The sequence below is a fragment of the Salinicola endophyticus genome, assembly GCF_040536835.1.
GTDB lineage: Bacteria > Pseudomonadota > Gammaproteobacteria > Pseudomonadales > Halomonadaceae > Salinicola > Salinicola endophyticus_A.
Map to the genome: position 1 here is coordinate 3515946 of NZ_CP159578.1, position 15598 is coordinate 3531543.

The 15598-nt window shown below is 67.6% G+C and carries 12 protein-coding genes; 7 read left to right on the plus strand and 5 right to left on the minus strand.

Annotation, left to right across the window (positions count from 1 at the left end):
• Nucleotides 1-110: 110 nt before the first annotated feature.
• Nucleotides 111-317, minus strand: a complete 207-nt coding sequence (locus ABV408_RS15925; protein WP_353979864.1) for a CPXCG motif-containing cysteine-rich protein — start codon at nt 315-317, stop codon at nt 111-113.
• 521 nt (nt 318-838) lie between these two features.
• On the opposite strand from ABV408_RS15925, the gene acnA reads away from it, so the two are divergent.
• Nucleotides 839-3601 (plus strand): aconitate hydratase AcnA, encoded by a 2763-nt coding sequence (gene acnA / locus ABV408_RS15930; RefSeq protein WP_353979865.1) that lies wholly within the window; start codon nt 839-841, stop codon nt 3599-3601.
• A 15-nt stretch (nt 3602-3616) separates the two neighbouring features.
• Here the strand turns inward: acnA and ABV408_RS15935 are convergent, their stop codons facing one another.
• The gene (locus tag ABV408_RS15935; protein WP_353979866.1) at nt 3617-4378 is read right to left on the minus strand and encodes a response regulator transcription factor; all 762 of its coding nucleotides are present in this window, start codon (nt 4376-4378) and stop codon (nt 3617-3619) included.
• Nucleotides 4375-5607, minus strand: a complete 1233-nt coding sequence (locus tag ABV408_RS15940; RefSeq protein WP_353979867.1) for an ATP-binding protein — start codon at nt 5605-5607, stop codon at nt 4375-4377. Before ABV408_RS15940 ends, ABV408_RS15935 begins: the two co-directional genes overlap by 4 nt.
• A 367-nt stretch (nt 5608-5974) precedes the next feature.
• Here ABV408_RS15940 and ABV408_RS15945 point away from each other — a divergent pair, with 367 nt between their 5' ends.
• The 6 genes from ABV408_RS15945 to ABV408_RS15970 all read left to right on the plus strand — a co-directional run bounded on the left by ABV408_RS15945 (nt 5975) and on the right by ABV408_RS15970 (nt 12102).
• The gene (locus tag ABV408_RS15945; protein WP_353979869.1) at nt 5975-7183 is read left to right on the plus strand and encodes an ABC transporter substrate-binding protein; all 1209 of its coding nucleotides are present in this window, start codon (nt 5975-5977) and stop codon (nt 7181-7183) included.
• A complete protein-coding gene (locus ABV408_RS15950; RefSeq protein WP_353979871.1) occupies nt 7180-8628 on the plus strand; it encodes a sugar ABC transporter ATP-binding protein in 1449 nt (482 codons plus the stop codon). The genes ABV408_RS15945 and ABV408_RS15950 overlap by 4 nt, the downstream gene beginning before the upstream one ends.
• Before the next feature lies 1 nt (nt 8629).
• Complete coding sequence (locus tag ABV408_RS15955; RefSeq protein ID WP_353979872.1) at nt 8630-9562, plus strand: ABC transporter permease; 933 nt, start codon at nt 8630-8632, stop codon at nt 9560-9562.
• 44 nt (nt 9563-9606) lie between these two features.
• Nucleotides 9607-10545: an ABC transporter permease gene (locus ABV408_RS15960; protein ID WP_353979873.1), complete on the plus strand. Its 939-nt coding sequence runs from the start codon at nt 9607-9609 to the stop codon at nt 10543-10545.
• A complete protein-coding gene (locus tag ABV408_RS15965) occupies nt 10542-11477 on the plus strand; it encodes an SMP-30/gluconolactonase/LRE family protein (protein ID WP_353979874.1) in 936 nt (311 codons plus the stop codon). The genes ABV408_RS15960 and ABV408_RS15965 overlap by 4 nt, the downstream gene beginning before the upstream one ends.
• A 286-nt stretch (nt 11478-11763) precedes the next feature.
• Nucleotides 11764-12102, plus strand: a complete 339-nt coding sequence (locus tag ABV408_RS15970; protein ID WP_051895831.1) for a TM2 domain-containing protein — start codon at nt 11764-11766, stop codon at nt 12100-12102.
• A 320-nt stretch (nt 12103-12422) separates the two neighbouring features.
• Here ABV408_RS15970 and ABV408_RS15975 read toward each other — a convergent pair whose 3' ends face one another.
• Nucleotides 12423-14105 (minus strand): NAD-dependent malic enzyme, encoded by a 1683-nt coding sequence (locus ABV408_RS15975; RefSeq protein WP_353979875.1) that lies wholly within the window; start codon nt 14103-14105, stop codon nt 12423-12425.
• A gap of 276 nt (nt 14106-14381) precedes the next feature.
• Nucleotides 14382-15596: a YeeE/YedE family protein gene (locus tag ABV408_RS15980; RefSeq protein WP_353979876.1), complete on the minus strand. Its 1215-nt coding sequence runs from the start codon at nt 15594-15596 to the stop codon at nt 14382-14384.
• Nucleotides 15597-15598: the final 2 nt, after the last annotated feature.

The window sequence follows — 15598 nt, forward strand, 5'->3', positions numbered from 1 at the left end:
GACTAACGACTTACTCTTTCATGCTCCAATTTAATTGCCGCAATCAGGGATATAGGCAATCACTATCGGGTGGCTGGCATCGACGGATCACGTCGGCGCGTCACCCTCGTCTACAGCACGTCATCGTCGGTGGCCAGCGTCACCGTATCCAGCTCGCCTTCGGCGTCCACGTCGACGCGCAGTTGAATCGGCTGGCAGCACACCGCGCAATCTTCCCAGGTCACATGGCTGCCGGCGCTGACGTCGAGCAGCAGGGTAAAGGGCGCATCGCAGTAGGGACAGTGTACCGGCCATTCGCGTAGCGCTTCATATGCCATCACGCCTCCCCGCTTTCGACACTGAGGTTGTCGTCACTGGCTGCATCGTCGCTGAGCTGAGCTAAGCTTGAAGTGGTGTCGGCAAGCGCGACTTTCAAGGCCCCCGCTGTCATTACCGCGCACACGATCAACAGGCGCGCGGGATTGAAAAGAGATGTTATGGTGCCCATGCTTATTGTCGACAACTTTGTTTCGGCCGCGTCATGTCGCGGCAACGGCCCTTGGGCTTGTACGAAAAGTCAGCGAGCGAAGGCAAGACAAGGCAAAAATCGGCGAAAACGCGGAGTTTACGCGGTGTAAATGAGCATTTTGAGCCGATTTTTAACGCCGTATTGCCGAGCGCAGATAGTTTTCGTACTGAGCCTAGGACAAGATCGGAAAGCGTATACAGAGCGCGCCGCCAAGACGGCCGCCAGCCAGGAGCCCCCGACGGCCGCGTTGCCGTCGGACCGTCGCTAAGGAACCGGACCGGCAGCCACGGAAAGACCCATGGCCGCGCCGCCCAATGAGGAGGATGATCCATGTCTAACGCCCCCGGCCAGACGCTGACGTCGCTCGACGTCAACGGCAAGACCTTCCACTACTACAGCCTGCCCAAGGCGGCGGAGAGCCTCGGCAATATCGACAAGCTGCCGATGACGCTCAAGGTGCTGCTCGAGAACCAGCTGCGTTATGCCGACGACGAGAGCGTCGCCGATGAGGACATCGTCGCCCTCGCCGAGTGGCTGAAAACGGGCAAGTCGACCCGCGAGATCGGCTACCGCCCCGCCCGCGTGCTGATGCAGGACTTCACCGGCGTGCCCGGCGTGGTCGATCTCGCCGCGATGCGCGACGCGGTCAAGAAGCTCGGCGCCAAGGCCGAGCGCATCAATCCGCTGTCGCCGGTGGATCTGGTCATCGACCACTCGGTGATGGTCGATCACTTCGGCGATCAGTCGGCGTTCAAGGACAACGTCGCCATCGAGATGGAGCGTAACCAGGAGCGCTACGAGTTCCTGCGCTGGGGCCAGAACGCCTTCGACAACTTCCGCGTGGTACCGCCGGGCACCGGCATCTGCCACCAGGTCAACCTGGAGTACCTGGGCAAGACGGTGTGGACCAAGGAGGTCGACGGCAAGACCTACGCCTTCCCCGACACTCTGGTGGGTACCGACTCCCACACCACCATGATCAACGGCCTGGGCATCCTCGGCTGGGGCGTGGGCGGCATCGAGGCCGAAGCGGCGATGCTCGGCCAGCCGGTGTCGATGCTGATTCCCGAGGTGGTCGGCTTCAAGCTGACCGGCAAGCTCAAGGAGGGCATCACCGCCACCGATCTGGTGCTGACGGTGACCCAGATGCTGCGCAAGAAGGGCGTGGTGGGCAAGTTCGTCGAGTTCTATGGCGACGGTCTCAAGGACCTGCCGCTGGCCGATCGCGCCACCATCGCCAACATGGCCCCCGAGTACGGCGCCACCTGCGGCTTCTTCCCGGTCGACGACGAGACGCTCAACTACCTGCGCCTGACCGGCCGCGACGAAGATCAGATCGCGCTGGTGAAGGCCTACACCCAGGCCCAGGGACTGTGGCGCGAAGCCGGTGCCGAGCCCACCTTCACCGATACCCTGCACCTGGACATGGGCGAGGTCGAAGCCTCGCTGGCCGGGCCCAAGCGCCCGCAGGACCGGGTCGCGCTCTCCGACATGAAGGCGACCTTCGAATCCCTGATGGGCGGCGAGCAGCCGGATGCCTCCCACGAGGAGAAGGCCAAGTGGACCGGTGAAGGCGGTGATACCGCCATCGGCGCCCCGCCCGCCGACGGCGAGGCCTATAACAACGGCGCCGATTACCGCACCGGCGACAGCCAGGACGTGACCTACGACGACGAGACCTTCTCGCTCAACCATGGCGCCGTGGTGATCGCCGCCATCACCTCCTGCACCAACACCTCCAACCCCAGCGTGATGATGGCTGCCGGTCTGCTGGCGCGGAAGGCCAAGGCGAAGGGGCTGACCACCAAGCCGTGGGTCAAGACCTCACTGGCACCGGGCTCCAAGGTGGTCACCGACTACCTGGCCGCAGGCGGTGTACAGGACGACCTCAACGCCCTCGGCTTCAATCTGGTGGGCTACGGCTGCACCACCTGTATCGGCAACTCCGGGCCGCTGCCCGAGCCGATCGAGAAGGCGGTCAACGAAGGCGATCTCACCGTGGCGTCGGTGCTCTCGGGCAACCGCAACTTCGAGGGCCGCGTGCACCCGCTGGTCAAGACCAACTGGCTCGCCTCGCCGCCCCTGGTGGTCGCCTATGCGCTGGCCGGCAACGTGCGCAAGGATCTGTCGAAGGAGCCCCTGGGCCAGGATCAGGACGGCAACGACGTCTACCTCAAGGATATCTGGCCCTCCCAGGCCGAGATCGCCGAGGCGGTAGAGAAGGTCAAGACCGAGATGTACCGCAAGGAGTACGCCGAGGTGTTCGACGGCGACGAGACCTGGCAGTCGATCGAGGTGCCGGAGAGCGAGGTCTACGCCTGGTCCAAGGACTCCACCTACATCCAGCATCCGCCGTTCTTCGAGGACATGGACAAGGAGCCCAAGCCGGTCGAGGACATCCAGGAGGCCCGCATCCTGGCCAAGCTGGGCGACTCGGTGACCACCGACCATATCTCGCCCGCCGGCTCGATCAAGCCCGACAGCCCCGCCGGCAAGTACCTGCAGGAGCACGGGGTGGCGGTGAAGGACTTCAACTCCTACGGCTCGCGCCGGGGTAACCACGAAGTGATGATGCGCGGCACCTTCGCCAACGTGCGCATCCGCAACGAGATGCTCGACGACGTCGAGGGTGGCTATACCCGCCACGTGCCCAGCGGCGAACAGATGTCGATCTACGACGCGGCGATGAAGTACGCCGAGGACGACACCCCGCTGGTGGTGATCGCTGGCAAGGAGTACGGCACCGGCTCGTCGCGGGACTGGGCCGCCAAGGGCACGCGTCTGCTCGGCGTGCGCGCGGTCATCACCGAGTCCTACGAGCGTATCCACCGCTCCAACCTGATCGGCATGGGTGTACTGCCGCTGCAGTTCCCCGAGGGCGAGAGCCGCGAATCGCTGGGCCTGACCGGTGACGAGATCGTCTCCGTCGAGGGTCTCGCGGACCTGACCCCGGGCGGCAGCGTCAAGGTGACCATCAAGAGCGACAAGGGCGAGAAGAAGCTCGACGCTCTGTGCCGTATCGACACCGCCAACGAGCTGGAGTACTACCGCCACGGCGGCATTCTCCACTACGTGCTGCGTAGCATGCTGTAAGACGCTGGCAACCCGCTACAGAGCCTCACCGCCCCCCTGGGTCGGCGGGGCTTTTTCATGGGCAGGCCGCGCGGCCAGCCAGCACTCGAGATCGTGCTGGGCGGTCTCCAGCATCTCCAGATTGAGCGTGCGCGTGGAGATCGCCCGCGACAGCGCGCGCACGCGCTTGTTGAGTCCCGGCAGCACCTGCTCCTCGCCGTTGACCCCGAGCTTGTCGTAGAGCGTCAGCAGACGGTTCTGCACCGTGCGCAGCGACAGCCCCTGACGCTCGGCGATCAGCCGGTCCTGCAGCCCCAGGGCGAGATCCAGCAGCACCGCATACTCGCTGTGGCTGAGCGAGTGGCGTGGCGAGACGCTGCGCCGGCGCAGACGCTGGATCTCGCGATCCATCATCACCTGCCCCTCCAGCAGCACCGCCCGCAGCACCAGCTTGAGACGTTCGCGGCTGGCGGTCTTGAGCACGTAGCCATAGGCGCTGTGGGTCGGCACGATATCGGCGACCCCGCGCAGGTAGGCCTCGTCGGAGTAGTTGGACCAGAACAGGATGCGGGTGTGCGGGCGCTCGTGCCAGATGGTCCGTGCGGCCTCGATGCCATTACGCCGGGCCATCTGCAGATCCATCACCACCGCCTCGAAGCGCCCGGCGCGCGCCGCCGCCTCACCCTGCAGCCCGTCCTGCACATGCAGCGTCTCGGTCACCTCCGGCAGCGCCTCAGCGATCACCCCCTGCAGGAAAGAGGCGTGGAACTGGTCATCCTCCACCACCAGGATCTTCACGCCGCGGCCTCCGTTGGCGGCAGCGCCAGCCGCACCGCGACCCGGGTGCCGACGTGCTCGAAGATATCCAGGGTGGCGCCGATCAGCCGCGCCCGGGTGCGCATGTGGATCATCCCGGACTGGCGCGTACCGGCATTGACGAGTCCCTGGCCATCGTCGTCCACGCTGACACACAGAGTGTTGTCCGGGGCCTGCGTCATGCGCACCTCGATACGCTCGGCGCGCGCATGTCTCGCGGCGTTGTTGATCGCCTCCTGGACGATCCGGTAGAGCGCGGTACGGGTCTCCCCGGGCAGCCGGTCCGGCGCCCCCGCGGTGAGATCCTCGACCAGAATCTGGATACGCTCGCCCTCGGTGGCCCGCTCGAGGTGATCGCGCACCGCATGGTGGAAGCCGAACAGATCGAGCAGCTTGGGCGCGGTGCGGTCGATGATGCAGCGCAGGTCGTCGATGCTCTGGGCCAGCGCCTGCGCCAGTGTCTCGCGACTGGGCGGCGGCCCCGCGCCCTCCAGCTCGCGCAGCAGCCGGGTCAGGTCGGCCAGGGTCTGGTCGTGCAGATCCATGCCGATACGCTGACGCGCCTGCTCCAGCGCCTGGGTCAACTGCAGCGAGCCCTGGCGCAGCCACTCCTCGCTGGCCTGGGTCTGGCTGCGGCCGTGGGCCTGCTGGCGCAGCTCGGCGGCGCCGTGCAGGGCGTGGAACACCGGTGCCAGCGGCGCCGCCAGACGCTGGATCAGGGCGACGTCTTCGGCATCGAAGTGGTCGGCCTCGCGGTGCGAGACGCTCAGCGCGCCGATCACCTGACCGCCGCTGCGCAGCGCCACGTGAACCCGGCTGCGCAGCTGGTGGGCGAAGATCGGCTCGCAGCAGGCGCCGGCGAAGATCTGGCGCGGATCGAGCAGCGCATTGGCGCTGACCATCAGCGGCAGCGAGCCGTCGAGCACCGCTCGAATCGGCGAGCAGTCGAGCCGGGTGCGCCGCGCCGACCAGTGGGTACTGATCCCCACTTCATAGCTCACCGACCACTCGGGCCCGTCGTGAAGGCAGACATCGGCATGGGTGAACGGCAGCAGCGGCGTCAGCGCCTCGGCGACCCGATCGAGTGCAGCCTGGATATCACTCGCCTCGCCCAGCAGTGCGGGAAGCCGCAGCAGCAGCGCAGTGACCTCGGCCTCGCGCGCCGCCGCGGTCTCGCCGGGCAGCCTCTCCGCCAGGGGCTGAGGACTCATCGTCTCGCTCACACCGGACTCCTCTGGTGTCTGGCCTGCTGGGCTAGAACGCGCTTCATGGCCCGCACGGCCTGGATAATCATGGCACGGGCGCGGACTCGCGCGCCCGTGTCAGGCGCCCATCAGGCGCCAGGTGGACCAGCATAGCGGCATCGCCGGCGCCTTCCCCTCATCCTTAAGTTGAGGGTGAAACTGCGGGAACCCGCAGCATTTGTGCGGGGCGCCGCCTTTACACCCCAGACCGCCACGCCCAACCATGTTCATCCCTGGACACGCGTCCGATACCACGCCCCGCCAGAGGGCGACGTCCGCACCGCCAGCGCGACCCGATCGCGACGGCGGGCGGCAGAAGAGATGGGAGCCGAGCATGACCCCTGATAACGACAACCGGCGCTGGCGTGCGGGCCTGCTGGGGCTGGCCCTGAGTGCCGCGGCCCTCGCCGCGCACGCCGATACCGGCGACGAGGCAGCGGCAACGCCCCGGGACCCGGCCCAGACTCAGGTCGCAAGCCAGAGCCAAGCCCAGCCTCGGAAGAGTGCGACCACGGACAAGCGCATCGCGCTCTCCAACAACTACGCCGGCAACGCTTGGCGCCAACAGATGCTCGCGGCATGGCAGTCGCAGACCGCACCGGCGGTCAAGACCGGCGTGGTCGCCGCCGCCGACGCCTTCACCATCGGCGAGAACCAGCCCACCGATCAGGCCGCCCAGATCCAGAACCTGATCCTGCAGGGCTACGACGCCATCGTGATCGACGCCGCCTCGACCACCGCCCTCAACGGCGCGGTGCAGGAGGCCTGCGACGCCGGCGTGGTGGTGGTCTCGTTCGACGGCATAGTCACCGCCCCCTGCGCCTGGAAGATCGTCAACGACTTCCGCGAGTGGGGCCGCGAGCAGGTCGACTACATGGCCAAGCGCTTCCCCGATGGCGCCAACCTGCTCGAGGTGCGTGGGCTGCCGGGAACCTTCGTCGATGACGACCTGCACCAGGGCATCGTCGACGAGCTCGAGCACTACCCCAAGCTGCACATCGTCTCCTCGGTGGAGGGCGACTGGGCCCAGGACGTGACCCAGCAGGCGGTGGCCGGGGTACTGCCCTCGCTGCCGCACATCGACGGCGTGCTCAACCAGGGCGGCGAGGCCTACGGCGTAGCCCAGGCGTTTCGCGCCTCGCAGCGCGAGATGCCGGTGATCATCTTCTCCAACGCCCAGGACGAACTGGCCTGGTGGGCCGAACAGCACCGCAAAAACGGCTACCAGAGCATCGCCATCTCCAACGCCCCCGGCATCGCCGTGGTCGCCTTCTGGGTGGCCCAGCGCATTCTCGCCGGCGAAGACGTGCCCAAACAGCTGACGGTACCGCTCTACCACATTCGCCAGGACGAGCTCTCCGAGGTGCTGGCGCATACGCCCAAGGGCTCGGTGGCCGACCAGATCTTCACCCGCGCCGACGTCGAACGGCTGATCCAGCAGGCCCGAGCCACGCAAACCTCGACGACTGAACCCAGCCCCGCCACGGCCCAAGACCAGGACCAGGCCAAGAACCCGCCCGCCGCCGAGGAGACCCAGCCATGAACACGTCTCAACCGGTCGCAGCCGTGGTCGCCCTGCGCGGCGTGCACAAGCAGTTCGGCGCGGTCAGGGCGATCGATGGCATCGACCTCACCCTGGCCCCCGGCGAGTGCGTGGGGCTGGTGGGCCACAACGGCGCCGGCAAGTCGACCCTGGTCAATCTGATCAACGGCACGCTCAAGCCGAGCCGCGGCGAGATCGACAGCCACGTGACCCGCGGCGGTCGCGGCAGCGCCATCCGCTCGGTGTTCCAGGAGCTCTCGCTGTGCCCCAATCTGAGCGCGGCCGAGAACCTGCGCATCGCCCACCCTACGCTCAAGGGGCTGGGCTGGCGCCGTCGCGCCGGCGCCGAGATCCGCACCAGCCTGGACCAGGTGTTTCCCGGCCACGGCATCGACACCGACGCCCGGGTCGACACGCTGTCCATCGCCCAGCGTCAGATGATCGAGATCGCCATCGGCTTCGCCCCGCGCGGCGGCCAGGCGCGGCTGGTGATCCTCGACGAGCCCACCTCGTCGCTGGATGCGGGCATCGCCGAACAGCTGCTGGCCTACGTCGAGCGTTTCTGCGCCGAGGGCGGCACGGTGGTGTTCATCTCGCACATGCTGGGCGAGATCTTCCGCGTCGCTACCCGCATCGTGGTGATGCAGGACGGCCGCGTGGTGGCCGAGCGTGCGAGCCAGGACTTCGACCGCGACTCGCTGGTCGACGCCATGGGCCATGTGGCCCAGCACGCCCCGAGCGCCGACCAGCGTCGGTATGCCGAGGGCGCCAGCGCGGCCGGAGCCGCGGGCGAGATGGTGATCGAGGATAGCGCCGGGCTCAGCGCACGGCGCGGCGAGATCGTCGGCCTCGCCGGGCTCGCCGGCCACGGCCAGGCCGAAGCCCTGGCCAAGCTCTATTTCGCCAGTACCTCCGGCTGGCGCGCACCGCGCCAGCCCCGGATGGCCTTCGTCGCCGGCGACCGCGGCCGCGACGGCGTGCTGCCGCTGTGGTCGATCCTGCGCAACCTGAGCCTCTCGGTGTTGCCGGCCGGGGCCCGCAGCGGCGCGGTGGATCGCCGCGCCGAGGCGACGCTGGGCCGCGAGTGGCAGCAGCGCATCGGCATCCGCAGCGACGATCTGGGCAACCCCATCACCTCGCTCTCCGGCGGCAACCAGCAGAAGGTGCTGTTCGCCCGGGCGCTGGCGTCGAGCGCCCCCATCGTGGTGATGGACGACCCCATGCGCGGGGTCGATGTCGGCACCAAGCAGGAGGTCTATGCGCTGATTCGTGCCGAGGCCGACGCCGGCCGGACTTTCCTGTGGTACTCCACCGAAACCGAGGAGGTATGCCAGTGCGATCGCGTCTTCGTCTTCCGCGACGGCAAGATCTCGGCCGAACTGAGCGGCGCCGAGATCAACGAAGAGCGCATCCTGGCCGCCTCGTTCGAGATGCAGGAGAACTGAGATGACCCGTCATTCGATCTCGCCGCGCAAGCTGCTGCCGCTCATCTCGTTCAGCGTGCTGCTGATCGCGACCTTCGCCCTGCAGGAGCGGGCGATGAGCTATCTGGGGTTGAACCTGCTGTTCAACCTGACCATCCCCATCGCGCTGGCGACCATCGGCCAGCTGCTGATCATCATGGTCAACGACATCGACCTCTCGGTGGGCGCCTTCGTCAGTCTGGTGGCGTGCATCGTCTCCACCCTGCTGGTGCAGCACCCCTGGCTCGGCTGGCTGGCGCTGGCCGGCCTGGTGCTCGCCTACGCCGCCTTGGGGGCACTGATCCACCGCTTCGAGCTACCGGCGATCGTGGTCACCCTGGGCATGTCGTTCATCTGGGGCGGGCTGGCGCTGGTGATCATGCCCGCCCCCGGCGGCACCTCGCCGGAGTGGCTGCGTGCGCTGATGACGGTCAAGCCGCCGCTGGCCCCCATGGCGGTAGTGGCGGCGCTTTTGATCGCCGCCGCAGCGCATCTGCTGATCATGCGTTCGGGGATAGGCACTGTACTGCGCGGCCTGGGTGGCAACTCACGCTCGGTGGCCCGCGCCGGCTGGCGCCTGAGCGGGCTCTACGCGCTGACCTACGGCCTCGCCGGGATCTTCGGCGTGCTCGCCGGGCTCACGCTGGTGGGGCTCTACACCTCGTCCGGGGCCAGCGTCGCCTCCAGTTACACCCTGCTCAGCATCGCCGGGGTGATTCTCGGCGGCGGCGAGTTCATCGGTGGACGGGTATCGCCGATCGGCGCGGTGCTGGGGGCGCTGACGCTGTCGCTGGCGGGGTCGCTGCTGGCCTTCATGCACATCTCGCCGGACTGGCAGATCGGCGCTCAAGGGGCGGTGCTGATCCTGGTACTCGCCGCACGCCTGCTGTTCACGCGCCGCGAAGCGCTGCTCTGAGACTTCTCTCCACGAGCCCCCTCTCCACTGCAAGGATCGACGCCATGCAAAGCCTGATCTCGCGGCCCTGGCTCTGGGCCTGGCTCGCCGCCATCGCGGTCTTCGCTCTCTCCATCGCGCTCTCCGGCGCCTCCCAGGCCGGTGGGCTGCTCTACGCCGCGCTCTCGTTCGGCGCCTTCGCCGCGATCGTCGGCATCGGCCAGATGCTGGTGATCACCCTGGGGCCGGGCAATATCGACCTCTCGATCCCCGCAGTCATGACCCTGGCCGGCACCCTGGCACTCAAGGCCATGGGCGGCGCCCCCGGTACCGCGCTGCTGGGGCTGGGCGTCGCCCTGCTGGTGGGCCTGGGCTGCGGCGCGGCCAACTTCACGCTGATCCGGCTGCTGCGTCTGCCGCCGATCATCGCCACCCTCGCCGCCTCGCTGCTCTATCAGTCGCTGGCGATCTGGTCCAACCGCGGCCTGCGTATCAAGCCGCCGGCGGCGCTGGCCGACTTCGCCACCGGGCGCACCCTCGGCGTGCCCAACGTGGCGCTGATCGGCGTGCTCCTGGCGCTGGTCGTGTGGTGGCTGCTGGAGCGCGGGCTGTGGGGGCGCTGGCTGCTCGCCACCGGCCAGAATCCGCGCGCGGCAAGACTCGCCGGGGTGCCGGTGGAACGCGTGCGTGCCAGTGCCTATCTCAGCGTGGCCCTGCTGGCCGGGCTCACCGGCTATCTGCTGGCGAGCTTCTCCGGCGGCGCTGCGCTAAACATGGGGCAGCAGTATCTGCTGCTGTCGATCGCCGTGGTGGTGATCGGCGGCACCTCGATCGCCGGCGGCTTCTCCAACGTGCCCGGGGTGTGGGGCGCGGCCCTGTTCATGTTCCTGGTGGTGTCGATGCTCAACGCCTACGGCTTCGACGCCGGCGCGCGCATGATGCTGACCGGCATGATCATCATCGGTATCGTGATCGCCGCCAACGCCCGGAGACGCCGCACATGATCCCCACCCCTGAGCATCTCGACAGCCACGACCCGCGCTTCGCGCGGCTGGTTCACCCCATGGCACCGTTGACCCGGCTAGCCACAGGCTTCACCTGGACCGAGGGGCCGGTATGGTTCGGTGACCATCAGTGCCTGCTGTTCTCGGATATCCCCAGCCAGCGCCTGCTGCGCTGGTCGGCACGCGACGGTATCACCACCTTCCGCGAGCGCACCGGCTTCAACAACGGCAATACCCGCGACAACTTGGGGCGCCTGGTGAGCTGCCGCCACGGTAGCCGCGACCTGGTGCGCACCGAGCCCGACGGGCGTATTCAGGTGCTCGCCTCGCACTACGCCGGCGGGCGGCTCAACTCGCCCAACGACGTGGTGGTGAGCCGCGACGGGGCGATCTGGTTCACCGACCCCACCTACGGGCTGATCTCCAACTTCGAGGGCTACCGCGCCGACCCCGAGCAGCCCGCGCGCCACGTCTTCCGGCTCGACCCCGAGGATGGCAGCCTGAGCGCGGTGGCCAGCGACTTCGCCCAGCCCAATGGGCTCTGTTTCTCCCCCGACGAGCGCCTGCTCTACGTGGCCGAGAGCGGCGCCACCCATGATTCGACGGTCGCCCCGGTGATCCGTCGCTTCCGGGTGAACGGCAAGACGCTCGAAGACGACGGCATCTTCGCCGAGATCGGCGCCGGAGTGCCCGATGGCATGCGCGTGGACCGCGAGGGCAACCTGTGGTCGTCGGCGGCCGACGGGGTCCACTGTTTCGCCCCCGACGGCACCCTGCTGGGGCGTATCCTGGTTCCCGAGACGGTCTCCAACCTGTGCTTCGGCGGCAGCGACGGTCAGCGTCTCTACATCACCGCGACCACCTCGCTCTACAGCCTGTTCGTCGACGTCCAGGGCGCCGAGTGGTGGACCCGGTGCCAGCGCGAGGCGTGACCCGCGAGACGCGACGCCCCCGCGGCGGCGAGGCGCTGTCGGGCCCGCCGCCGATCCCTTAGACTTGGCGACCGGACATCGCGGCCAAGACCGCGCCGGCTCAGGAAACGCTGCATAAATGCCTGCGCGAGCGAATCGCTGCGTTGCGTGGTACTCGAACACTCACCTAACCCCATGTTATGTCTCGTGTTCTGTGTTCCATGCGCCTTGCGCTTCATCTCGCTCGTCGATTTATTCAGCGTTTCCCTCAAGTTCATCCATAGGGAACATCAATAGGAAACCCCGCATGACCCAAGACGTCGACACCCGGCCACAGCCGCTCTCCGCCGGCATGATCTACTGCCACGGCTGTGGCAAACCGATCCACGAGAGCGCCCGGAGCTGCCCTAACTGCGGCGCCGTCGCGCGCGGCGCCAGGAGCGGGCGCAGCAAGTGGAGCGCGGCGATCCTCGCCTTCTTCCTCGGCGGTTTCGGCGTGCATCGCTTCTACCTGGGTCAGCCGATCGTCGGCCTGATCTATCTGCTGTTCTGCTGGACCCTGGTGCCGGCGCTGATCGCCTTCTTCGAGTTCATCTACTTTCTGGTGATCAGCGAAGAGAAGTTCGACCAGCAGTACAACCGCTGACGACGGCAACAGACCGGCAAGAAGCCGCGGGGACGGGGCTTGGAGCCCATCCCCCCTCTGATGGTGGGCGCCGGGGGCAGGGCAAAGCGAGGGTCCTTTGCCAGGGATGGCAAAGGTAGCGCCCAGGGAGGGGTTCACAGCGCCCTCGCAACGGTCCGACGCTTCGGGCCCTGCCGCCGGACAAGCCCAACCATCCTGCGGTTGTGAAAGGCGTTCTTGGAGGGATGAAAAACAAACGGCGCGCCCCCGATGGGACGCGCCGAAGATCGCTTTCGAAGACGCGCCGAAGATCGCTTCGACGAGCCCCCGTATCGCCGGGCTCAGATCGAGCGGCGACGGTACTGACGGTAGCGCGGATACCAGAAGTGGCCGTGGATCGCTTCCCACAGCACCTCGTCGCTGGAGCTGAGCGCGACGCCATCCTGCTGCGCCTGCTTGCCCACGGCGAAGGCGATCTGCTGGCTGATCTCGCGGATATCGCCGAGCGCCGGCAGCAGCGCCCCTTCGCCGGTCTTGACGATCGGCGCGCTCTCGGCCAGCGCATTGGAGGCGGCCATCAGCATGTTGTCGGTGACGCGATTGGCGTTGGCCGCGATCACACCCAGTCCGATCCCCGGGAAGATATAGGAGTTGTTGCACTGGGCGATGGGAATCTGGCGCCCGTCGATCTCCACCGGGGCGAACGGGCTGCCGGTTGCGACCATGGCCTGACCGCGGGTCCAGGTGAGCACGTCCTGCGGCGTCGCCTCGACCTTGGAGGTCGGGTTGGAGAGCGGCATCACTAGCGGGTTCTCGCAGTGGCTGTTGAGCGTGGTGATCACCTCTTCGGTGAATAGTCCGCGCTGCCCCGAGACGCCGATCAGGATGGTCGGCTTGGCGTTGCGCACCACGTCGATCAGCGCGCGCGCATCGCCGTCGAAATCGAGCGACTCGGGGGCGTGGGCCAGGCGCCGCTGGAAGTCGTGCAGGCCATCCATGTCGGTGGTCAGCAGGCCGTTCTTGTCGACCATGAAGATACGCTTGCGCGCCTCGGCCTCGGAAAGTCCCTCGCGGGTCATCGCCACCACGATCTGCTCGGCGATGCCGCAGCCGGCGGAACCGGCACCGGCGAAGGTGATCACCTGATCGCTGAGCTTGGCGTTCTTGGCCTTGCACGACGCCAACAGGGTCGCCACACACACCGACGCGGTGCCCTGGATATCGTCGTTGAAGCAGCACAGCTCGTCGCGGTAGCGCGCCAGCAGCGGCATGGCGTTGGTCAGCGCGAAGTCCTCGAACTGCAGCAACACGTTGGGCCAGCGGCGCTTGAGCGCTTGCATGAACAGGGTGATGAACTCGGCGTACTCTTCCGCCGAGACGCGCTCGTGGCGCCAGCCCATGTACATCGGGTCGTCGAGCAGCTTCTGGTTGTTGGTACCCACGTCGAGGGTGATCGGCAGAGTATAGGCCGGGCTGATACCGCCGCAGGCGGTGTAGAGCGAGAGCTTGCCGATGGGGATACCCATGCCGCCGATGCCCTGGTCGCCGAGACCGAGGATGCGCTCGCCGTCGGTGACCACGATCACCCGCACCTTGTCCTTGGTCGCACTGCGCAGGATATCGTCCATGCGATGGCGGTCAGGATAGGAGATGAACAGCCCGCGGTGGTTGCGGTAGATCTTGGAGAACTCCTCGCACGCCTCACCCACCGTCGGGGTGTAGATGATTGGCATCATCTCCTCGAGGTGCTCCTCGAGCAGGCGGAAGAACAGCGTCTCGTTGTCGTCCTGGATACCGCGCAGATAGATGTGCTTGTCGAGGTTGTTCTGGCACAGCGAGTACTGACGGTAGGCGCGCTCGACCTGCTCCTCGATGCTTTCGACGTTCTGCGGCAAGAGCCCCAGCAGATTGAACTCGACCCGCTCTTCGCTGGTGAAGGCGCTTCCCTTGTTGAGCAGCGGCATCTCCAGGAGCGTCGGGCCGGCATAGGGAATGTAGAGGGGGCGCTTGGCGTGATCGGACATGAATCGGCTCTCGCGATGACCTACGGATGAAAAGCGCTGGCCGGGCCGAACTCGCCCCCCGCAACGGGGCCAGACCGGGAGTGGCGCGCTGTCGTTATTGCCCCACCGGCGGCGCCTGGCGGGCGGGCAACCGGCCGTGGCCGGTCGAGGGTCGCCCAGTATGCCACTTGGCGGCGCCAAAGGCATGTATCGGCGCGGCCAGGCGCCCGGAGAGCGCGCCAGCAGGCACGCAAAAGCCCCGCCGTGGCGGGGCTTGGTGGTGCTCAGCGAGCGTGCTCAGCAGCTGGCAGCGACCGGCCTGGCCTGGCCAGGGAAGAACAGCGGACGCAGGCGCACGCCGAGCATGTTGCCGGCGAAGGCGGCCACCAGCCATAGCCAGCCGTGCAGGCTGCCGGAGGCGATGCCGCTGAAGTAGGCGCCGATGTTGCAGCCGAAGGCGAGCCGCGCGCCGTAGCCCAGCAGCAGCCCGCCAATGATGGCGGCAGCAACCGAGCGCAGCGGAATACGCAGGCTCGGAGCGAAGCGCCCGGCCAGCGTCGCCGCCAGGCCGGCTCCGAGGATGATGCCGAGGTTCATCACCGTGGTGATGTCGCTGAAGACGCTGCTGTCGAGCGAGGCTGCGCGCGCGGGATTCTGCCAGTAGCCCCAAGCGGTGACATCGCCGCCCACGGCCTGGAACGCCTTGGCGCCCCACAGCGCGAACGCCGAGGTGATCCCCCAGGGGCGCCCGGCCAGCGCCAGGGTCAGATAGTTGAGCAGCGCCAGGCCGATGGCGCCGGCCAGGATCGGCCATGGCCCGGTGAGCCAGCGCGCGCCGCCGTGGGGCACCCGCGGCGCCTGCTCGAGCTGACCGTGGCGGCGTTTCTCCATCACCACGGTCAGGCCTGCGATCGCCGCGAACAGAGCGAGACTCACGCCGATGCCGCCGCCGGTGCCGAACAGATCGATCATCGAGGTGGGCTGGAATGCCGGCAGGCTCTGCCACCAGGCGAAATGCGCCGTGCCGATCACCGAGCCGACGATGAAGAAGGCGAGCGTGATCAGCATGCGCGCGTTGCCACCGCCGACGGTGAACAGCGTGCCCGAGGCGCAGCCGCCGCCGAGCTGCATGCCGACGCCGAAGAGAAAGGCGCCGACGATCACCGAGATCCCGATCGGCGAGACGAAGCCCCGCACCGGCTCGCCGAAGAGCGTGCCCGCCCCCAGCGCCGGGAGGAACAGCACCACCGCCAGTGCCAGCATGACCATCTGGGCGCGCAGACCGCGGCCGCGGCGCTCGGTGATGAACACCCGCCACGCCGAGGTGAAGCCGAAGGAGGCATGGTAGAGCACGATACCCAGGGCGCCGCCGATCAGCATCAGCCAGCCCTGGCGGCCGCCGACGAAGAGCCCCACGGCGAGCGCGCCGAGCACCAGTAACAGGGCGGCGAGCCACGCCCTGGGCGAGAGCCGCCCCAGGCCGGGCGGCGCGGTTTGTGTCAAGGTAGTCATAA